Source organism: Reyranella sp., from assembly GCF_965249915.1.
In the GTDB taxonomy this organism is placed as follows: Bacteria; Pseudomonadota; Alphaproteobacteria; order Reyranellales; family Reyranellaceae; genus Reyranella.
Window position 1 is genome coordinate 4,027,828 of record NZ_OZ252257.1, and the last position, 20,529, is coordinate 4,048,356.

Annotated in this window: 19 protein-coding genes; 5 read left to right on the forward strand and 14 right to left on the reverse strand. The window is 67.4% G+C overall.

The annotated features are described in order from the left end of the window. Positions 1–59 precede the first annotated feature (59 nt). From ACP15H_RS19990 to ACP15H_RS20000, 3 genes are read right to left on the reverse strand one after another with little or no spacing between them, the layout of a single operon-like run. The gene (locus tag ACP15H_RS19990; protein WP_425067900.1) at positions 60–587 is read right to left on the reverse strand and encodes a dihydrofolate reductase family protein; all 528 of its coding nucleotides are present in this window, start codon (positions 585–587) and stop codon (positions 60–62) included. Positions 588–603: 16 nt separating this feature from the next. Then, positions 604–1,869: a carbohydrate porin gene (locus ACP15H_RS19995; protein WP_425067901.1), complete on the reverse strand. Its 1,266-nt coding sequence runs from the start codon at positions 1,867–1,869 to the stop codon at positions 604–606. Positions 1,870–1,890: 21 nt separating this feature from the next. Beyond that, positions 1,891–2,727 (reverse strand): dienelactone hydrolase family protein, encoded by an 837-nt coding sequence (locus ACP15H_RS20000; protein WP_425067902.1) that lies wholly within the window; start codon positions 2,725–2,727, stop codon positions 1,891–1,893. A gap of 49 nt (positions 2,728–2,776) precedes the next feature. On the opposite strand from ACP15H_RS20000, the gene ACP15H_RS20005 reads away from it, so the two are divergent. Further along, the gene (locus ACP15H_RS20005; RefSeq protein WP_425067903.1) at positions 2,777–3,457 is read left to right on the forward strand and encodes a site-2 protease family protein; all 681 of its coding nucleotides are present in this window, start codon (positions 2,777–2,779) and stop codon (positions 3,455–3,457) included. Between the two features lie 10 nt (positions 3,458–3,467). Here the strand turns inward: ACP15H_RS20005 and ACP15H_RS20010 are convergent, their stop codons facing one another. After that, the gene (locus ACP15H_RS20010; protein WP_425067904.1) at positions 3,468–5,225 is read right to left on the reverse strand and encodes a cation:proton antiporter; all 1,758 of its coding nucleotides are present in this window, start codon (positions 5,223–5,225) and stop codon (positions 3,468–3,470) included. 192 nt (positions 5,226–5,417) lie between these two features. On the opposite strand from ACP15H_RS20010, the gene ACP15H_RS20015 reads away from it, so the two are divergent. Genes ACP15H_RS20015 through ACP15H_RS20025 form a run of 3 tightly spaced genes read left to right on the forward strand, consistent with a single transcriptional unit; the run spans position 5,418 to position 7,153 of the window. Beyond that, positions 5,418–5,804, forward strand: coding sequence for a hypothetical protein (locus ACP15H_RS20015; RefSeq protein ID WP_425067905.1), 387 nt, complete (start codon positions 5,418–5,420; stop codon positions 5,802–5,804). Positions 5,805–5,864: 60 nt separating this feature from the next. Then, a complete protein-coding gene (locus ACP15H_RS20020; protein ID WP_425067906.1) occupies positions 5,865–6,371 on the forward strand; it encodes a sigma-70 family RNA polymerase sigma factor in 507 nt (168 codons plus the stop codon). Next, positions 6,368–7,153: an anti-sigma factor family protein gene (locus ACP15H_RS20025; protein ID WP_425067907.1), complete on the forward strand. Its 786-nt coding sequence runs from the start codon at positions 6,368–6,370 to the stop codon at positions 7,151–7,153. The genes ACP15H_RS20020 and ACP15H_RS20025 overlap by 4 nt, the downstream gene beginning before the upstream one ends. A 60-nt stretch (positions 7,154–7,213) precedes the next feature. Here the strand turns inward: ACP15H_RS20025 and ACP15H_RS20030 are convergent, their stop codons facing one another. The 10 genes from ACP15H_RS20030 to zapE all read right to left on the reverse strand — a co-directional run bounded on the left by ACP15H_RS20030 (position 7,214) and on the right by zapE (position 19,509). After that, a complete protein-coding gene (locus ACP15H_RS20030) occupies positions 7,214–7,480 on the reverse strand; it encodes a hypothetical protein (protein WP_425067908.1) in 267 nt (88 codons plus the stop codon). Positions 7,481–7,486: 6 nt separating this feature from the next. Further along, entirely contained in the window at positions 7,487–8,899 is a 1,413-nt protein-coding gene (lpdA, locus tag ACP15H_RS20035; protein ID WP_425067909.1) for a dihydrolipoyl dehydrogenase, read from the reverse strand. Positions 8,900–9,014: 115 nt separating this feature from the next. Then, positions 9,015–10,247, reverse strand: coding sequence for a 2-oxoglutarate dehydrogenase complex dihydrolipoyllysine-residue succinyltransferase (gene odhB / locus ACP15H_RS20040; RefSeq protein WP_425067910.1), 1,233 nt, complete (start codon positions 10,245–10,247; stop codon positions 9,015–9,017). A gap of 26 nt (positions 10,248–10,273) precedes the next feature. Further along, on the reverse strand, positions 10,274–13,186 hold the full coding sequence (locus ACP15H_RS20045; protein WP_425067911.1) for a 2-oxoglutarate dehydrogenase E1 component: 2,913 nt from the start codon (positions 13,184–13,186) through the stop codon (positions 10,274–10,276). 65 nt (positions 13,187–13,251) lie between these two features. Continuing rightward, positions 13,252–14,127, reverse strand: a complete 876-nt coding sequence (gene sucD, locus ACP15H_RS20050) for a succinate--CoA ligase subunit alpha (RefSeq protein ID WP_425067912.1) — start codon at positions 14,125–14,127, stop codon at positions 13,252–13,254. Further along, the gene (gene sucC, locus ACP15H_RS20055) at positions 14,127–15,323 is read right to left on the reverse strand and encodes an ADP-forming succinate--CoA ligase subunit beta (protein ID WP_425067913.1); all 1,197 of its coding nucleotides are present in this window, start codon (positions 15,321–15,323) and stop codon (positions 14,127–14,129) included. Before sucC ends, sucD begins: the two co-directional genes overlap by 1 nt. Positions 15,324–15,483: 160 nt before the next feature. Beyond that, positions 15,484–16,446 (reverse strand): malate dehydrogenase, encoded by a 963-nt coding sequence (gene mdh / locus ACP15H_RS20060; protein ID WP_425067914.1) that lies wholly within the window; start codon positions 16,444–16,446, stop codon positions 15,484–15,486. Positions 16,447–16,516: 70 nt separating this feature from the next. After that, entirely contained in the window at positions 16,517–17,377 is an 861-nt protein-coding gene (locus ACP15H_RS20065) for an alpha/beta fold hydrolase (protein WP_425067915.1), read from the reverse strand. Between the two features lie 7 nt (positions 17,378–17,384). Continuing rightward, positions 17,385–18,275: a dienelactone hydrolase family protein gene (locus ACP15H_RS20070; RefSeq protein ID WP_425067916.1), complete on the reverse strand. Its 891-nt coding sequence runs from the start codon at positions 18,273–18,275 to the stop codon at positions 17,385–17,387. A gap of 73 nt (positions 18,276–18,348) precedes the next feature. Continuing rightward, entirely contained in the window at positions 18,349–19,509 is a 1,161-nt protein-coding gene (gene zapE / locus ACP15H_RS20075; protein WP_425067917.1) for a cell division protein ZapE, read from the reverse strand. A 51-nt stretch (positions 19,510–19,560) separates the two neighbouring features. Here zapE and fmt point away from each other — a divergent pair, with 51 nt between their 5' ends. Beyond that, entirely contained in the window at positions 19,561–20,529 is a 969-nt protein-coding gene (gene fmt / locus ACP15H_RS20080) for a methionyl-tRNA formyltransferase (protein WP_425067918.1), read from the forward strand.

The following is a 20,529-nucleotide window of genomic DNA, read 5'->3' on the forward strand; positions in this document are numbered from 1 at the left end:
ACGAACGCCACCGGCACAATCGCCGGGGTTCGCTCCATCCGCACAATCACCGGATGGTTTTATCGGCTTGCCTCGTAGACGACGTGCAGAGCACCGCCGCTGCGCGGCTCGCAGGACTTCAATGTCAGCTTAAGCTCCGGCGTGCCCGGTGCGATGAGCGCAATCCCGTCGCCCAGCACGATCGGCACGATGGCCATCTCCAGCACGTCCAGCTTCCCGGCCGCGATCATGCCGTGGATCACCTGCGCACCGCCTTCGACCCACACCCGGGAATAGCCGCGCGCTTCGAGTTCGCGGGCGACGGTCGCGAGATCGCCCGACCGCGCCTCGACGGCGCCCGGCGCATCGACCAGCGGACGATGGGTCATGACGATCGTCGGCTTCTCGCCATACGGCCACTCGCCGAAGCTACGCATGACCTCGTAGGTGTCGCGGCCCATCAGGATCGCATCGATACCCGCCATCAGCGCGTCGAAGCCGAATTCCTGCGGCGGGTAACTCTCCAGCCAGTCGAACGAGCCGTCGGCGCGCGCAATCTTGCCGTCGAGCGACATCGCGATGTGACAGTGCCAGATCGTCTTCCCCATCCGCCTCTCACGAAAGCTAGAACAAGACCGTCGCGCGCAGCGAGAAGACCGCCGCCACCTGCTGTGTCGGCGTCAGCGCCGGCTGGAAATAGAGCTGAACGTCCGGCGTGATCAAGAGGTGCCGGATCGACCACGACCAGTAGAGCTCGACCATCGTCTCGCTGGGCCGAGCGTAGGTGTCGGCATAGAGCGCCTGGTTGGTCCTGTTCCATGCGAACCCGAGACCGATCTGGTCGAGCGGCGCGCGGCCCAAAGGGTTGTTGTAGACCGCACCGCCCGCGATCGACGACTGGACGTACTGGCTGGAATTCCAGGCGGTGTTGGCGCGCAGGAACAGACCCCATTTGTCGCCGAACGGCTGGGAGGCGTTGAACGAGAGGCCGGAGCTGGCCTGCGGCTGCATCTCGACGCTGGGCAGGTTGTAGTAGAGCAGCGAATAGCTGCCATTGCGGAGTTTCCCGGACGCGGGCGACCAGGCGCCGTAGAGGAACCAGGAATACTGGCCCTGACGCGCCGTGTTGAACTGGATGTAGTTGCTGGCCGCGACGTTGTTGGCGTCCTGGAAGCCCGCGGCGAAGGTCAGCTCCTGGGTCGGGCTGAGCTGGACATAGGCGCCGAGACTGCCCTGCGAATAGTTCTGGCTGCCGTTCTGCGCCAGCGAATAGCCGATGAAGTTGACCTGCTCGTTGTTGGAGTAGGCGTTGCTGTCGAAGTTCGAGAAGGGAAACTGCCCGAGGGTGATCGATACGAAGTGCCCGGGAAAGTCGTGCGTGTAGCTGACCTGCGCGAAGGTGAGCTGGTTGACCGAATAGTCGTTGACCGGACTGTTGAGGTCGAGCCGGTTCTGCAGGCTGGCGCCCGTGTTACCCGACCAGTATTGCGTGGCGAGGTAGGCGAACTGGAAGGAGCCGGCGCCGATCTTGGGATCGTCGAAGATTTTCCAGTTCATCGCCGGCGAGAACTGGGCCTGCACCGCGCCATAGTCGCTGCCGGGCGCGCCCCATTGGCTGAGCACCGACGAGGTCATCGTATAGAAGATGCCGGTCGTGTCCTGGATCTGCTGCTTGGCCCGCGCATAGCGCCGCGAGGCGTCGTCGAAGGGCTGTTCCAGGAAGTACTGCTGCCGCGCCTCGGCCGCGCGCAACCTGTTGTGCACCTTGCCGACATGGCGCACGCCGTCCCGGTCGGCCGCCTCCTGGACGTCGGCCGTCTCCTGGGCCTCTGCCGCCGCAAACGGCAGAAACAGGGCCACCAGTCCGCCAACCCATACCGTCGAACGCATGCCGCTCCCGCCGGCCCGCGCCTAAGGCTTCAGCGCCTTGTCGAGGAACGCCTTGACGTCGACCACGAACTGCTTCCACGCAGGTTCGTGGGCGCCGTAATGCGCACCGCAGCATCCGCCGGGCTTGCTGCGGTTGCCAACCCCGTCGAGATAGCGCACCGGCAGGCCGAGCGCATCGAAGCTGTGATGAGCGTTTTCGTAAACTTTCGTGTCAACCAGCTCGCGGCCGCGCACGACACGCTCCAGCACCGCCCGGCACTGCGAGACCGGCGTCCAGTCGTCGAGCGCGCCCATCGCGAACAAGGTGGGCTGGCGCACGGCAAGCCGCGGCCCCAGCGCATCGGCCAGCGCGCAGTCGGGATAGAGCAGTACGACGGCGCGCGCCACCGGCGGCGTACGGTCTTCCGGCCGGCCCGACAGCGCGCGCAGCATCGCCACGCCGCCGCCGTAGGAATAGCCCATGTAGCCAAGCCGATGCGGATCGATGCCCGGCTGCTTCGCGAGCCAGGCGAGCGCCGCATCGATGTCGCCGGCCCGCGCCTCGGCCGCGGCCGGCGTCGGCCAGTTGCGGCCGCAGACATCCTTGAGGCCGCGGGCCGAGAAACTGTCGACCACCAGCGCGGCATAGCCCCACGAGGCAAGCAGCCCCGCCATGCGCGCCGTGTTCTGCCCCGGCCCGCCGCAGCCATGGAACAGCGCGACCGCGGGCAGCGCCGCCGCAGCCTTGGCCGGGCGGAACAGCTGCGCGGCAAGCTGGACCGTGCGCCCGCCCTGCTCTACGGGAACCCGGACGTTCTGCTGGGCCCATGCGGGCGTCGCGCAGAGTAAGGCAAGCAGGACCATCAGCCTTGCGATCATCGACCGGACCGTAAACCAAGCAAGATCGGACACAACAGGTGGATTGCCCGTGAACGAGACGATCTACACCATCTCCACCTGGGTGATCCCGGCCCTCCTCGCCATCACGCTGCACGAGGCGGCGCACGGCTTCGTCGCCCTGCGCTTCGGCGACAAGACCGCCTGGCAGCTCGGCCGCGTCACCCTCAACCCGTTCAAGCACATCGACCCGGTCGGCACGATCCTGCTGCCGGGCCTGCTGATCTTCCTGCGCGCGCCCTTCCTGTTCGGCTACGCCAAGCCGGTGCCGGTGAACTTCCGGGCGCTGAACAATCCCAAGCGCGACATGGTGTGGGTCGCCGCCGCGGGCCCCGCCACGAACCTCCTGATGGCACTGGCGGCGGGCCTGCTGGCGCACCTCGCCATCCTGCTGCCGCCGGCTGCCGCGGCCTGGGCGATCCGCAACATCGAGAATGCGATCCTGATCAACGTGCTGCTCGCTGTGTTCAACATGGTGCCGCTGCCGCCGCTGGACGGCGGACGGGTCGCCGTCGGTCTGCTGCCCGACAGTCTCTCCCGGCCGCTCGCACGGCTCGAGCCCTTCGGCATGCCGATCCTGCTCGGGCTGATCTTCCTGCTGCCGCTGATCGGCAATCAGCTCGGCACCGACCTCAACGTCATCGGCTGGGTGCTGAGCGAGCCGGTCGGCTGGCTGGTCGACTTCGTGATCCGCGTCACCGGCAACGGCTGAGCGCGCGGTCTCAGGTCCGCACGTCGGCCGCCCCGTCGGGAACATCCTGTCCGCCGGCCTGGGGCGGCGCGAGGTTCATCGCCTGGCGTTCCTCGGCGATGCTGGCGACGGCGGCGCGGACGCCGGGATGGCGCGCCATGAACTGGTTGAAGTCGCGCCGGTCGAGCATCAGGAATTGGCAGAAGTCGACGGCGATCACGTCGGCGGTGCGCCGCTCGCCGGTCAGCAGCGCCATCTCGCCGAAATAGGCGCCGGCTTCGAGGCGGATGACCCGGTGGGCGACGTGCACTTCGACCGCGCCCGAAGAGATGAAGTACATGCCGTCGGCGCGGTCGCCAGCGCGGATCACGCGGTCGCCCGGCGAAGCCGATTTCGGGCGGAACATCAGCAGCAGCGATTCCTGGTCCTGCCGCTCGACGAGCTGCAGCATCGGAAACAGTTCGAGCAGACTGTTCAGCTTCAGGTCATGGGCCTTCGACCGCTCTTCCTGGCGGGCCTTGATGATGGCGAGCTGGCGGCCCAGCGCCTCGTAATGCCGCTGGCCGTAGAAGGCGGTGCCGGCCGGCTGGGCGACGCGCTTCTGCAGCAGACCGACGGCGTAGAAGACCAGCGGATTCAGCATGATCGAGAACAGCGCGCCGCCCACCACCAGGTCGCGGCCCTCGCTGGGCACCAGCCCGGCCGAGATGCCGAGCGCGATCAGGATGAAGGAGAACTCGCCGATCTGCGCCAGGCTGGCCGACACGACGAGGCCGGTGCCGATCGGATAGCGCAGCAGCATGATGATGGCGAAGGCGATCAGCGACTTGCCGAAGATGATCAGCGCCAGCACGGAAAGAACGGCGCCGGGCGAGCGGTAGAGGATCGTCGGATCGAACAGCATGCCGACCGAGACGAAGAACAGCACCGAGAAGGCATCCTGCAGCGGCAGGGAATCGGCGGCCGCCTTGTGGCTGAACGAGGATTCGCTCAGCACCACGCCCGCGAAGAAGGCGCCCAGTGCAAACGAGACGCCGAAGATGTGGGCCGAGCCGTAGGCGATACCGAGTGCCACGGCGAGGACCGAGAGGGTGAACAGTTCGCGCGAGCCGGTGCGGGCGACGCGCCCCAGCATCCACGGCACGACCTTGGGCCCGATCAGGATCGCGATGACGGCGAAGGCCGCGACCTTGGACAGGGTGACGGCAAGTTCCAGCGCGATCGGCATGTCCGACGGGGCGTGACCCTGGATCGGCCTGCCGCCCAGCACCTCGGCGAAGGCCGGCAGCAGCACCAGCGCCAGCACCATCGCGAGATCCTCGACGATCAGCCAGCCCACCGCGACGCGGCCATTGGGGCTGTCGACCATGTTGCGCTCCTCCAGCGCCTTCAGCAGCACGACCGTGCTGGCAACCGACAGGCTCAAGCCGACCACCAGGCCGGTGCCGAAGCTCCAGCCCCACAGCGAGCACAGGCCGATGCCGAGCAGGGTCGCCAGCACGATCTGCCCGATGGCGCCCGGAATGGCGATGCCTCGCACGGCCAGGAGATCGGACGCGGAGAAATGCAGGCCGACGCCGAACATCAGCAGGATGACGCCCACTTCGGCGAGCTGCGAGGAGAGCCCGGCATCGGCCACGAAGCCCGGCGTGTAGGGACCGATCAGGACACCCGCCACGAGATAGCCGACCAGCGGCGGCAGGCGCAGCCGGTCCGCGACGTAGCCGAAGCCGAACGCGAGCACGAAGGCGATGGCGATGGTGGCAATCAACGTTGCTTCGTGATGCACGTTCGAGGTCCGTCGGCTGTTGCGGGAGGACGCTCATTTTAGGGAGCTGCGCCGAGAATTGCACTCTTTGTGCATCCGGCTTCCTCGGAACCGTCCGGCGGGCGGGCGGAAATATTCGGACACCACCGGGAATAATCGTCCCGTCCCCGGCGTCTCTCCCCTGCAGACCAACAGCTGCATGGGAGTCACGAAATGCTGAAGTCGATCTTCGCCGCCACCGCCGCCCTGGCGCTTCTCGCCGCCGGCACCGCTTTCGCCGCCGATCCTGCCTCGGCCAAGCCGCCCGCCATGAAGGACGGCATGTTCGTCACGGCGAGCGGCATGACGCTCTACACGTTCGACAAGGACGCCACGCCGGGCAAGTCGGTGTGCAACGGGCCGTGCGCCACCAACTGGCCCCCGGCCCTCGTGGCCGACGGCGCCAAGGCCTCGGGCGACTGGACGATCATCACCCGCGACGACGGGCTGAAGCAGTGGGCCTACAAGGGCAAGCCGCTCTATGCCTTCGCCAAGGACACCAAGGCCGGCGACAAGACCGGCGACGGCTTCCTGAACGGCGCCTGGCACATCGCCAAGTAACCACGGTGGCATGGCGCCGGTCCCGGTCCGGCCGGTGCCGTCCTGCTGTAGAGTGATTCGATGGCCGACGCGGAAGCCCTGCTCGAACCGCTGATCCCGGCGTTGCGGCGCTACGCCTATGCGCTGGTGCGCGACCACGATGCGGCCGACGACCTGGTGCAGGACACTTTGGAGCGGGCGCTGTCGCGCTGGGCGCTGCGGCGGAGCGACGGCGACCTCAGGGCCTGGCTGTTCACCATCCAGCGCAACCTTCACGTCTCGGCGCTGCGGCAAGGCCAGCGGCGCGGCGTGCAGGTCGAACTCGACGAGGCGACGACGCCATCGAGCGCCGCGCAGCAGGAAAGCGGCATCGAGGTCCAGGATATCCTGGCGACGCTCGACCAGCTGCCGGAGGAGCAGAAGTCGCTGCTCCTGCTGGTCGGGGTCGAGGATTTTTCCTACGACGACGCGGCGAAAATCATGGGCGTGCCCACGGGCACGGTGATGTCGCGTCTGTCGCGCGGCCGCCAGCGCCTGCGCGCGCTGCTGGAGACGGGGCGGACGACGCTCCTGCGGAGAGTGAAATGACGGACAGGGAGTTTTCGATCGGCGAGGACGAGTTGCAGGCCTTCGTCGACGAGCGGCTGGACGGCGGGCGCCGCGCCGCCGTCGAGGCGCATCTGGCTCTCCATCCCGAACTCGCCGAGCGCGTCGCGCAGGAGCGCCGACAGCGCGCGATGTTGCGCGGCCGTCTCGATGCCAAGTTCGCCGAGCCCATTCCGGCCCGCCTGCGGATCGCCCAGCTGCGCGCCGCGCGGCGTACCTTCTGGGCGCGCAGCTGGGCCAGCGCCGCCGCCGCGATCGTCCTGTTCGTGTCCGGCGCGACGGCCGGCTGGTTCGCCAACGGGATCGCGCCGGCACCGCTGCCGGTCGCCGCGACCGCCAGCGTGGCGCAAGGCGCGCAGGCCGCCTATCGCACCTTCGTGGTCGAGGTCGCCCATCCGGTGGAAGTCGGCGTGCAGCAGGAGACGCATCTGCTGCAGTGGCTCTCCAAGCGGCTCGGCCGCAAGCTCACCGCCCCCGATCTCTCGCCCTTCGGCTACAGGCTGATGGGCGGTCGCCTGCTGCCGGGCGGCAACGGTGCGGCGGCCCAGCTCATGTACGACGATGCGAGCGGCAGGCGGCTCACCATCTATGTGCGGGCGGCCGAGGGCACGGAGACGGCCTTCCGGTTCCAGAAGGAAGGCGAGGCCGCGACCTTCGCCTGGATCGACCAGGGTTTCGGCTTCGCCGTGACCGCAACGGCCAGCCGCGAAGAACTGCTGCCAATCGCCGAAGCGGTCTATCGCGGGTTGGAAGGAAAGAGTTAGCCTTGGAGCGCGCCACTCCAGTGGCGCTCATGATTGCGCCACTGGAGTGGCGCGCTCCCCCTACTTGGTCGGGTCGGTGTGATCCTCGAACTTCTTGAGGTGGCTCGGAGCCCATTTATGGTCGCGGGCCTTCACGATCCACTCGTCGAGCTTGGGCCAACGGCGGCGCGCCGACGTCACCCAGCGGCGACCGGTCTCGAATTCGGTCGCCAGCAGGTAGAGGGCGAGCACGAAGAAGATCCAGCCCTGCAGCAGCGGGATGAATCCGCCGACCACCGACATGATCAGGCAGGCGACGATCGCAAGCGCCATCAGGGGCTTGCGCATGCGGTCCTACAGATGGATCGGCTTGTCCCAGGCGGCGAGCGCGGCTTCCTTGAGCGCCTCGTTGACCGTGGGATGGGCGTGGCAGACGCGGCCGATATCCTCGGCCGAAGCGGAGAACTCCATGGCCATCGCAGCTTCGGCGATCATGGTCCCGGCTTCGGCGCCGAAGATGTGGACGCCCAGCACCTTGTCGCTCGCCTTGTCGGCCAGAACCTTCACGAAACCCTCCGTGGCGCCGTTCGCACGGCTGCGCGGGTCGGCGGTGAACGGATACTTGCCGACCTTGTAGGCAACGCCGGCCGACTTGAGTTGTTCCTCGGTCTTGCCGACCCAGGCCACCTCGGGCTGGGTGTAGATGATCGAGGGCACCAGATCCCAGTTCACGTGGCCCTTCTGGCCGGCCAGCGTCTCGACGCAGGCCACGCCGTCCTCGCTCGCCTTGTGCGCAAGCATCGGCCCGTCGATCACATCGCCGATCGCATAGATGCCGGGCACCGAAGTCTGGAAATGACCGTCGACGGCGATACGGCCGCGCTCGGTCATCTTCACGCCGACCTTGTCGAGGCCGAGGCCCGCGACATAAGGCCGGCGGCCGATCGAGACCAGCACCACGTCGGCCTCGAGCGTCTCGGCGTCGCCGCCCTTCGCCGGTTCGATGGTCAGAGTCACGCCGGCATCCGTCGTCTCGGCCTTGGTGACCTTGGCGCCCAGCTTGAACTTGAGGCCCTGCTTGGCGAGCGTGCGCTGGAGGAACTTAGTGACCTCGTCATCGACGCCCGGCGTGATGCGGTCGAGGAACTCGACCACCGTCACCTCGGCCCCGAGGCGACGCCACACCGAGCCGAGCTCGAGCCCGATGATGCCGGCGCCGACCACGACCAGGCGCTTGGGCACCTCGGAGAGTTCCAGCGCGCCGGTCGAGGAGACGATCTTCTTCTCGTCGATCGTGACCCCCGGCAGCGGCGTCACTTCGGAACCGCTGGCGATCAGGATGTTCCTGGCCGACAGCGTTTCCTTGACCGCGCCGTCGTCGCCCAGCACCGCCACCGAACCCGGCGCTTCGATGCGGCCCGCGCCAGTGTAGGAGGCGATCTTGTTCTTCTTGAACAGGAAGGCGACGCCCTTGGTGGTGGCCTCGACGACCTCGCCCTTGCGCTTCATGAGCTGGGCGAAATCGAGCTTCGGGGCCGCCACGACGACGCCATGCACGGCGAGATCGTGGCCCGCTTCCTCGAACAGGTGCGAGGATTGCAGCAGCGCCTTGGACGGAATGCACCCGACGTTGAGGCAGGTGCCGCCCAGCGTCGCGCGCTTCTCGACCACCGCGACCTTGAGGCCGAGCTGCGAGGCGCGGATCGCCGCCACGTAACCGCCCGGGCCCGCACCGATCACGACCAGATCGAAGGATTCGTTTGCCATGTCATCAACCCTCATCGCGGGGGGCGCGCCACTGCGGGTGGGGTCATACCCACCCTGAAGTGGCGCGATCACGACGCGCGACTGGAGTCGCGCGCCCCCAGCAGGACTCTACACATCACACGCCGAGCAGCAGGCGCTCCGGATCCTCGATGCCTTCCTTGACCTTGACCAGGAACAGCACGGCCTCGCGGCCGTCGATGATGCGATGGTCGTAGGACAAGGCGAGATACATCATCGGGCGCGCCTTGATCTCGCCGCCCACCACCATGGGCCGCTGCTGGATCTTGTGCATGCCGAGGATGGCCGACTGCGGCGGGTTCAGGATCGGCGTCGACATCAGCGAGCCGTAGACGCCACCGTTGGAGATCGTGAAGGTGCCGCCCGTCAGGTCGGCGATCGACAGCTTGCCGTCGCGCGCCTTGCGGCCGAGATCGCCGATGCCCTTCTCGATACCCGCGAAGTCCAGCGTGTCGGCGTCGCGCAGCACCGGCACGACCAGGCCCTGCGGCGAGCCGACGGCGACACCGATGTCGTAGTAGTTCTTGTAGACGATCTCCTCGCCTTCGATCTCGGCATTGACCGCCGGCAGCTCCTTGAGCCCCGCGATGCAGGCCTTCACGAAGAAGGACATGAAGCCCAGCCGTGCGCCGTGCTTCTTTTCGAAATCGTCCTTCAGCCGCTCGCGCAGCCCCATCACCGCAGTCATGTCCACCTCGTTGAAGGTGGTGAGCATGGCGGCGGTGTTCTGCGCCTCCTTGAGGCGGTTGGCGATGGTGCGGCGGAGCCGCGTCATCTTCACCCGCTCCTCGCGGTCGGCCTTCAGGCGCGGGCCAGCCGGCGCGGCGGGCTTGGCGGCCGGCGCGGCAGCGCTCGGGATCGACGAGAGTGCGGCGAGCACGTCTTCCTTGGTGGCGCGGCCGTCCTTGCCCGTGGGTTGGATGGCGGCGGCCGAAACGCCCTTCTCCTCGGCGAGCTTGCGCGCCGCCGGACCGGAGGCGGCGAGGTTGGCGCCCGCCGGTGCGGCTGCCGGCGCGGGAGCCGCGGCGGGCTTCGGCGCGGCCGGGGCGGGCGCGGCAGCCGGCTTCGGCGCGGGCGCACTGGCAGCCCCTGCGCTGGCCTCGATGTGGCAGAGCACGCCGCCCACCTGGACGGAAGCGCCTTCTTCCACGGCAAGGTCGGCAATGGTGCCGGCAACGCTCGCATTCACCTCGACGGTAACCTTGTCGGTCTCGAGCTCGCAAAGCGGCTGGTCGACGGCAACCTTGTCGCCTGCCTTCACCAGCCACTTGGCGACGGTCGCTTCGGTGACCGATTCGCCCAGAGCCGGAACCTTGATCTCGACGGCCATGACTAAAATCCCTCCTCTAGCCGCGCTCAACCGACGGTGAGAGCGCGGTCGACCAGATCGGCCTGTTCCTTGACATGGGTGCGTGCGGAGCCCGTGGCGGGCGACGCCGCTTCGGGGCGGCCGATGTAGAGCGGCCGCTTCGCCTTCGTCTCGATGCCGGCCAGCGCGCGCTCGATGCGGCGGTCGACGAAGTGCCAGGCGCCCATGTTCTCGGGCTCCTCCTGGCACCAGACGACGTCGGCATTCGGATACTGCGAAAGCCGTACGCCCAGCCGCGTGAACGGGAAGGGATAGAGCTGTTCGATTCGCAGAATGGCGATGTCGTCGATCTTGCGCTTGCGGCGCTCGGCCACGAGATCGAAGTAGACCTTGCCCGAGCACAGCACGACGCGGCGCACCTTGGCGCCGTCCACGAGCTGGTCGGTTTCGGCAAGGATGCGGCGGAACGAGCTGCCCGGTCCGAACTCGGCCAGGGTCGAGACGCAATCCTTGTGACGCAGCAGCGACTTCGGCGTCATCACCACCAGCGGCTTGCGGAAGGTGCGGCGCATCTGCCGGCGCAGCGCGTGGAAGTAGTTGGCCGGGGTCGTCGGATTGATGACCTGCCAGTTGTCCTCGGCGGAGAGCTGCAGGTAGCGTTCGAGGCGCGCGGAACTGTGCTCCGGTCCCTGGCCCTCGTAGCCGTGCGGCAGCAGCATGACGAGGCCCGACATGCGCAGCCACTTGCTCTCGCCCGAGCAGATGAACTGGTCGATGATGACCTGCGCGCCGTTGGCGAAGTCGCCGAACTGCGCTTCCCACAGCACCAGGGCGTTCGGCTCGGCCAGCGAATAGCCGTATTCGAAGCCCAGCACGCCCGCCTCGTTCAGCGGGCTGTCGATCACTTCGAAACGGGCCTGGCCCTCGGCCACGTGGTTGAGCGGGATGTACTTGGCCTCGCTCGCCTGGTCGACCAGCACCGAGTGGCGCTGGGAGAAGGTGCCGCGGCCGGAATCCTGGCCGCTGAGACGGACCGGCGTGCCTTCCGCCAGGAGCGTGCCGAAGGCCAGAGCCTCGCCGGTCGCCCAGTCGATGTTCTCGCCGGTGTCGATCGTCTTCCGCTTCTCCTGGAGCTGGCGCACGATCTTGCGGTTGAGCTCGAAGTTCTTCGGCGCCTCGGAGATTGCCTGCCCGACCGACTTCAGCCGGTCGATTTCGACGGCGGTGACGCCCTTGCGGTCCTCCTCGCCCGGCGCGACCGTGAAGCCCGCCCACTTGCCCTCGAGCCAGTCGGCCTTGTTCGGCTTGTAGTTGGTCGCCGCCTCGAGCGCCTTGTCGAGCTTCTCGCGCAGCGCCGCATCCATGGCGGCGACTTCCTCGGCCGTCACCACGCCCTCGGCCTCGAGGGCCGCGGCGTAGACTTCCTTCACCGAACGGTGCGCGCCGATCTTCTGGTACATCAGCGGCTGGGTGAACATCGGCTCGTCACCCTCGTTGTGACCGTGCCGGCGGTAGCAGAACATGTCGATGACGATGTCGCGCTTGAAGTGCTGGCGGAACTCCGTCGCGATGCGCGCGACGTGGACCACGGCCTCGGGATCGTCGCCGTTCACGTGCAGGATCGGCGCCTGCACGATCTTGGCGACTTCCGTGCAATAGGGGCCGGAGCGCGATTCGGTCGGCAGGGTCGTGAAGCCGATCTGGTTGTTCACGATGAAATGGATGGTGCCGCCGATGCGGTAGCCCGCGAGATCGGAGAGGTCGAGACCTTCCGCCACCAGCCCCTGGCCCGCGAAGGCCGCGTCGCCGTGCATCAGGATGCACATGACCTGGCTGCGCTCGGTGTCGCCGCGCTGGTCTTCCTTGGCGCGCGCCTTGCCCAGCACGACCGGGTTCACCGCCTCGAGATGCGAGGGGTTGGGCGACAGCGAGAGATGGATCACGTTGCCGTCGAACTCGCGATCGGCCGAGGCGCCGAGGTGATACTTCACGTCGCCCGAGCCGCGCATTTCCTCGGGCTGCGAGGAGCGGCCCTGGAATTCGGAGAACAGCGCCGTGTAGCTCTTGTGCATGACGTGCACGAGGGTGTTGAGGCGGCCGCGATGCGGCATGCCCAGCATCACTTCCTTCACGCCGAGCTGGCCGCCGCGCTTCAGGATCTGCTCGATGCCGGGGATCAGCGATTCGCCGCCATCGAGGCCGAAGCGCTTGGTGCCGACGAACTTCACGTGCAGGTAACGCTCGAGACCCTCGGCCTCGCCGACCCGCTCGAGGATCATCTTGCGGCCGGTGACCGTGAACTCGGTGTGGTTCTCGATATGCTCGATGCGCTCCTGGATCCACGCCTTCTGGTCGGGATCGGAGATGTGCATGAACTCGACGCCGATCTTGCCGCAATAGGTCTTGCGCAGGCGTTCCATGATCTGGCGCAGCGTCGCGGCTTCGCCCAGCGCCAGCGAGCCGAAGATCAGGATCGGACGGTCCCAGTCGGCCTCGGTGAAGCCGTAGCTCGCGGGATCGAGTTCGCGGTGCGGCGCCTGGCGGACCAGGCCCAGCGGATCGAGATCGGCCGCGAGATGGCCGCGGATGCGGTAGGCACGGATCAGCATCAGCGCGCGCGCCGTGTCCTGCGCGGCGCTGCGGATCTCTTCCTCGGTCTTGCCGGCGATCGCGGGAGCGGCAGCCGTCGCGCCGTTGGCGGCCTTGCCGCCCTTCACGTTGCGATTGGCCGGCGCCGGGACGGCATCGGGATCGACCGCACCGATCACCCGCGCGCCATTGGGCGCCCAGGAGGCACCACGCACCTCCGCGAGCACGTCGCCCGCCTGCTCGGCCAGGGCGCCGAAGAAGGTCTGCCACTCGCCGTCGACCGACGCAGGATCCGCGAGGTAGCGCGCGTACAGCTCCTCGATGAATGGCGCGTTTGCGCCGAACAGGAACGATGTCTGTTCTGCTCTCATGGCCCGATACTCCTTGGCCTGTATTTGCTGGCCGCCTGGCAGAGGCTGGGCGGCGATCCGGCTGGTCAGCCCTGCATGGCCTTAAGCATTTCCTGGCCCAGCGCCGCGGGCGAATCCGCGACCCTGATGCCAGCCGCGCGCATGGCGTCGACCTTGAACTCGGCGGTGTCGTTGCCGCCCGAGATCACCGCGCCGGCATGGCCCATGCGGCGGCCCGGAGGCGCGGTGCGACCGGCGATGAAACCGACGACCGGCTTCTTCGTTCCCGACGCCTTGAGGAATTCCGCACCCTTGACCTCGGCGTCGCCGCCGATCTCGCCGATCATCACGATGCCCTCGGTTTCGGGATCGCGCAGGAACATGTCGAGGCACTCGATGAAATTGGTGCCGTTCACCGGATCGCCGCCGATGCCGATGCAGGTCGTCTGGCCGAGGCCAACCGCCGTGGTCTGCGCCACCGCCTCGTAGGTCAGCGTGCCCGACCGCGAGACGATGCCGATCTTGCCGCGCTTGTGGATGTGACCCGGCATGATGCCGATCTTGCACTCGCCCGGCGTGATGACGCCCGGGCAGTTCGGGCCGATCAGCCTCGACTTGGACGCCGTGAGCGCGCGCTTCACCTTGACCATGTCGTTCACCGGGATGCCTTCGGTGATGCAGACGACCAGCGGGATCTCGGCGTCGATCGCCTCGAGGATCGAGTCGGCGGCGAACGGCGGCGGAACATAGATCACCGTGGCGTTGCAGCCGGTCTTGGCGACCGCCTCCGCGACGGTGTCGAACACCGGCAGGTCGAGATGCTTGGTGCCGCCCTTACCGGGCGTCACGCCGCCGACCATCTTGGTGCCGTAGGCGATCGCCTGCTCGGAGTGGAAGGTGCCCTGCGAGCCGGTGATGCCCTGGCAGATGACCTTGGTATTCTTGTCGACCAGGACGGCCATCAGTTGTTCTCCTTGACGGCCTTGACGATCTTCTCCGCGGCGTCCGCGAGGTTCTCCGCCGAAGTGATCTTGAGGCCCGATTCCTTGAGGATCTTCTTGCCGAGGTCGACGTTCGTGCCTTCCAGCCGGACGACCAGCGGCACGTGCAGGTTGACCTCGCGCGCCGCGGCGACGACGCCTTCGGCGATCACGTCGCAGCGCATGATGCCGCCGAAGATGTTGACCAGGATGCCCTCGACGTTGGGATCCTTGAGGATGATCTTGAACGCCGCCGTCACGCGCTCCTTGGTGGCGCCGCCGCCGACGTCGAGGAAGTTGGCGGGCTCCGATCCGTAGAGCTTGATGATGTCCATGGTGGCCATCGCGAGGCCCGCGCCGTTCACCATGCAGCCGATCTGGCCGTCGAGCTTCACGTAGTTCAGCGCGTACTTGGCGGCCTCGGTCTCGGCCGGGTCCTCCTCGTCGACGTCGCGCAGCTCCTCGATGTCCTTGTGGCGGTAGAGGGCGTTGTCGTCGAAGTTCATCTTGGCATCGAGGGCCACGATGTCGCCGGCGCCGGTGACGACCAGCGGGTTGATCTCGATCAGCGAGGCGTCGAGGTCGACATAGGCGCGATAGAGATTGCCGAGCAGGGTCGTGAAGGCGCCGACCTGCTTGCCGGTGAGGCCCAGCGCGAACGCGATCTTGCGGCCCTGATAGGGCTGATAGCCGGCGGCCGGGTCGATCGCCTGCGCGATGATCTTCTCAGGCGTCTCGTGCGCCACGGTCTCGATGTCCATGCCGCCTTCGGTCGAGGCGACGACGGAGATGCGGCCGACGGCCCGGTCCACCAGCATCGAAAGGTACAGCTCGCGTTTGATGTCGCAGCCGTCCTCGATATAGAGCCGCTGCACGGTCCGGCCGGTCGGGCCGGTCTGCTTGGTCACGAGATCCTGGCCCAGCATCGCGGCCGCCTGCGCACCGACGTCGTCGACCGACTTCGAGATGCGGACACCGCCCTTGCCGCTCGGATCGTTCTTGAAGTGACCCTTGCCGCGTCCGCCGGCATGGATCTGGGCCTTCACGACCGTGACGGGGCTGCCCAGCTTGCGCGCGACATCCATCGCCTCGTCTTTGGTGTAGGCAACACCACCCTTCAGAAGAGGGATCGCGAATTTGGCCAGAAGCGCCTTGGCCTGATACTCGTGGATATTCATGGTGTCCTATCGTTTGGGAGCGCGTACGAGACGCCGACTCTCAGTTTTCATACGCAACTGACCAAGGGATGCGGCACTTTATGAGCGCCGCAGGCCCTTGGCAACGATGGACTGATGAACGTTTGGGGTCGGTCGACTAAAGTCGAAAAACCCTACTTTCTTAACGGCCAACGATCTTGTTGGTGGCGTCGATCAGCGACTGCACGGCAGCCACCGACTTGTCGAACATCGCCTTTTCCTCGGCGTTGAACTCGACTTCGACGATGCGCTCGACACCCTTGGAGCCGATCACGACGGGAACGCCGATGTAGAGGCCCTTCACGCCGTACTCGCCATTCAGCTTGGCGGCGCAGGGAATCACGCGCTTCTTGTCGCGGAGGTAGGACTCGGCCATCGCGATGGCCGAAGCGGCCGGGGCGTAGAAGGCCGAGCCGGTCTTGAGGTGGGCCACGATCTCGGCGCCGCCGTCACGGGTGCGCTGGACGATCTGCTCGAGGCGCTCCTTGGTGGTCCAGCCCATGTCGACCAGATCGTGCAGCGAAATGCCGCCGACCGTCGAATAGCGCAGCAGCGGCACCATCGTGTCGCCGTGGCCGCCCAGCACGAAGGCCGTGACGTCTTCGACCGAGACGTTGAACTCCTCGGCGAGGAACAGGCGGAAGCGGGCGCTGTCGAGCACGCCGGCCATGCCGACGACCTTCTCCGGCGCGAAGCCGGTGACTTCCTGCATCAGGCCGACCATGGCGTCGAGCGGGTTGGTGATGACGATGACGAAGGCGTTCGGCGCATGCTGCTTGATGCCCTTGCCGACCGAATCGATGACCTTGGCGTTGATGCCGACCAGGTCGTCGCGGGTCATGCCGGGCTTGCGCGGCACGCCGGCGGTGACGATCACGACGTCCGCGCCCTCGATGTCCTTGTAATCCGAGGAGCCGCTGTACTTGGCGTCGAAGCCCTCGACCGGGCTGAGCTGGGCGATGTCGAGGGCCTTGCCCTTGGCAGTGCCCTCGGCGGCGGGAATGTCGAACAGGACGATGTCGCCCAGTTCCTTTTGGCCGGCGAGCAGCGCGAGCGTGCCGCCAATCTGTCCGGCGCCGATCAGCGCGATCTTCTTGCGAGCCATGCGAAAAACTCCCGTTCTTAAAGGCGCCGCGTGGTAGCGCGATTCGCCCGGGGCAGCAAGACAGACGGGTTCAGACGGGGTGTTTCGCCAGGTGCGCCAGCAGGACGTCGGTCGTTTTGGCCGGCGCCTGGTCCATCACGAAATGGCCGACGCCGGGCAGCACCTCCATCGCGAAGGAGGGCTTCACGAACTCTGCCGTGCCGTAGGCCGCGTCGGGTCCGACCGTCGCATCGGCATCGCCCCAGACATAAAGCGTCGGCACGGCGATGGTCCCGATATCAGCGGCCAGCCCCTTGTTGGAGCGATACCAGGCGAGCGCCGCCTCGAGCGCCTCGGGCGTGCCCAGCACGGAGAGATGATCTTCGAGCGCCTCGGACGGCACGCCCTGGCCGAACAGCCCGTCGCGCAGGCGCTTGGCATCGTCGGCCAGCAGGAGCTTGCCGGTCTCCGGTTCGAGGAAGGCGCGATGGTGGCGCGAGCGATGCTTCTGGTCGCCGCTTTCGTTCAAGAGCGCCTGCCGGAACGACTGCGGGTGGGGCCGCGACAGGATCGTGAGCGACGCGAGGCGATCGGGATGGGCGCCGGCGACGCCCCATGAGACCTGCCCGCCCCAATCGTGACCGACCAGATGGAAGCGCCTGCCCTCGTAGCCGGCGGCCGCCGCGATCTCGATCGCATCTTGGATCAGCCGCTCGAAGGCATAGTTCGAAAGATCCGCCGGATCGGGCCGCGCACCGGCCGAGTAGCCGCGCTGGTCCGGCGCGACGGCGCGATAGCCGTGCGCCGCCAGCACCGGAAGGGCGGCCCGCCAGCTATGCCGCGATTCGGGAAACCCGTGCAGCATCAGCACCAGCGGTCCGCCGACCGGGCCCTCCGCATCCGTGGTGAATGCGAGGCCCGACCGGGTCTCGAGATTTATCGTCTCGGCCATGAGCCGATCAGACACCGTTGGCTTTGAACCAGGCAAGCGCCTTCTTCCACGCATCCTCCGCCTGCTCCTTGCGGAAGGACGGGCGGTAGTCGGCGTTGAAGCCGTGCGGCGTGTCCGGATAGGTGTCGATCTGCGACTTCTGGGCGGCGGGGCTGCCGGCCTTCAGGGCCGCGCGCATCTTGTCGACGCTGTCATTGGGAATGCCGGTGTCGGCGCCGCCGTAGAGGCCCAGCACCGGCGCCTTGAGATCCTTGGCGATGTCGATCGGATGCTTGGGCGTCAGCGGCGTCGCGTCGCCGACGACGCGGCCATACCACGCCACGCCCGCCTTGAGCGCCGCGTTCTGGGCCGCATACAGCCAGACGATGCGGCCGCCCCAGCAGAAGCCGGTGATGCCGAGCTTGGCGGTGTCGGCCTTGCCCTCGCCCTTGGCGAAGGCGACGGTCGCGTCGAGGTCGCCCATGACCTGCTCGTCCGGCACCTTCGAGACGATCTCGCGCAGCAGCGCCTGCATGTCGCTGACGGCCTTGGCGTCGCCCTGGCGGAAATAGAGTTCGGGCGCGATGGCGTAGTAGCCGGCCTTGGCGAAGCGGCGGCAGAGATCGGCGATGTGCGCGTGCACGCCGAAGATCTCCTGCACGACCAGAATGGTGCCGAAGCCCTGGCCCGACGCCGGCATGGCGCGGTAGGCCTCCATCTCCTTGCCGTCCTTGGTCTTCACCTTGACGACGCCCGCGGTCAGCCCGTCGGCCGGCGTGGTGATCATGGTCTGTGCCTGGATCGGCTGAACCGACAGCGCGAAGGTGGCGCCGAGCGCCGCGCCGGTCGCCGTGGCCTTGATGGCTCCGCGCCGCGACACGCCGCCTTCGTTCAGGGTAATCATGCGATCGCCGTCCATGTCCTGCCTCCCGGTAAGTCTCTAAAAAACGCCGCAGAGCCTATGCTGCGGCCGGGCCGGCCCACAATCACGATTAGGCGATGTGCTCCAGGTTCAGATACTCGGGGCTCTGCATTTCCATGAGCCTCGACACGGTGCGCTGGAACTCGAACGAACCGTCGCCTTCAGGGTAGAGGCTCCCCGGATTTGCCGCCGCCGAACAGATGAACTTCACCTTCTTCTCGTAGAAGGTGTCGATCATCGTCACGAAGCGAACGGCCTTGTCCTGGCTGTCCGGCCCCATCTTGGGAATCTCCGCCACGATGACGGTGTGGAAACTGTCGGCGATGCACAGGAAGTCGGCCGCGCCCATTGGCTTGGCGCACCAGTCCATGAAATGCGCCATCGCGACGCCGGGCGCCGCGCGCGGCACCTCGACATCGCGTCCCTGCGTGCGCAGCACGCGCGGCTCGCCGTCGGCACCGTTGCTCAGCGCGCGAAACGCCTCGTCGAGCTTCTTGGTCGCCCAGCTCCCGAGCGGGGTCAGGTAGAGGTCGAGTTCGCGCAGCCGGCCCATCCGGTAGTCCTGGGCACCGCCCAGTTCGAGAACCTCGAGACGCTGCTTGACCAGTTCGATGAAGGGCAGGAAGCGGTCGCGCTGCAGGCCGTTCTTGTAGAGATCGTCGGGCGCGCGGTTGGAAGTGGCGATCACCGTGATCCCCTCCTCGAACAGCGTCTCGAACAGGCGGCCGAGGATCATCGCGTCGGCGATGTTGGTCACCTGGAACTCGTCGAAGCAGAGAAGTCGCGTCTCGGCCGCGATCTCCCGCGCGATCGGCACGATCGTGTCGGATTCGGGCGGCGCGCCCTTGGCCGCCAGCTCCTCGCGCCGGCGATGCAGCCGGGCCTGCACTTCCAGCATGAATTCGTGGAAGTGCACGCGCCGCTTCTTCGCCACGGGGGCATCGGCAAAGAACAGGTCCATCAGCATGGACTTGCCGCGACCGACCGAGCCCCAGATATAGAGTCCGTGCGGTCCTTCCGGCGGTTTCGGCGCATGACCGAAGCCTAGGCGGGCGAGGAAGCCTGTCTTGACCGGCTGTGCCGCCGCCAGCGCGCCCAGCTGGTCGTGGATCGCCTGCAATCGCAGAACGATCTTTTCCTGCACGGGATCGGCGTGGATCTCGCCCGCAGCGCGGCGGGCGGCGAGGTTGGCGAGCGGACCCTTGCCGGTCGAGGGGGTACTGGACTCCATTGCGGCGGCATACCTAGCTCACCGTCGCGCGGCTGCCTATAAGGTGCGGCGATGAAGATTGCGTTCCTGGGCACTTCCGCCTTCGCCGTGCCGGCGCTGGCCGCGCTGGTCGAAGCCGGTCACGACGTCGCCTGCGTCTATACGAGAGCCCCCAAGCCCGCAGGTCGCGGCCAGCAGGAGCGCAAGACGCCCGTGCACGAGCTCGCCGACAAACTCGGCCTGCCGGTCCGCACGCCGCGCACCCTGAAGAGCGAGGAGGAGGCCCAGGCCTTCAAGGCGCTCGATCTCGATGCCGCCGTGGTCGTGTCCTATGGCCATATCCTGCCCAAGAGCTTCCTCGACGCGCCGGTGCTGGGTTGCATCAACATCCATGGCTCCCTGCTGCCGCGCTGGCGCGGCGCCGCGCCCATCCATCGCGCCATCCTGGCCGGCGATGCCGAGACCGGGGTCACCATCATGCGCATGGACGAAGGCCTCGATACCGGGCCGATGCTGCTGGCCGAAGGCACGCCCATCTCAGCGGCCGATACCGCCGAGAGCGTGCATGACCGGCTGGCCGATCTCGGCGGCCGCCTGATCGTGTCGACCCTCGACGGGCTGCTGCGGCGGAGCATCGAGCCGGTCGCCCAACCGGTGGAGGGCGTCACCTACGCCCACAAGCTCGGCAAGGAGGAAGGCGTGCTCGACTGGCGCCGGCCGGCCGCCGAGCTCGAGCGCAAGGTGCGTGCCTTCCATCCCTGGCCCGGCACGTGGTTCGAGGCGCCCAAGGCGGGCGGGGTCGAGCGCATCAAGGTTCTGGCGGCCGCGCTCACCCTGGCCGGTGGAGCGCCCGGCAGCGTGACCATCGCCCGCGACGGCTTTCCGGTCGTGACCTGCGGCGTCGGCGGATTGAAGCTCCTGAAGCTGCAGCGGCCCGGCAAGTCGGCGCAGTCGGCCGATGCCTTCCTGCGTGGCTTCGCACTCGACGCCGGCACGGTGCTGAGCCCTCCTGCTGTCTTGACGATACCGCAGCCGACCTGA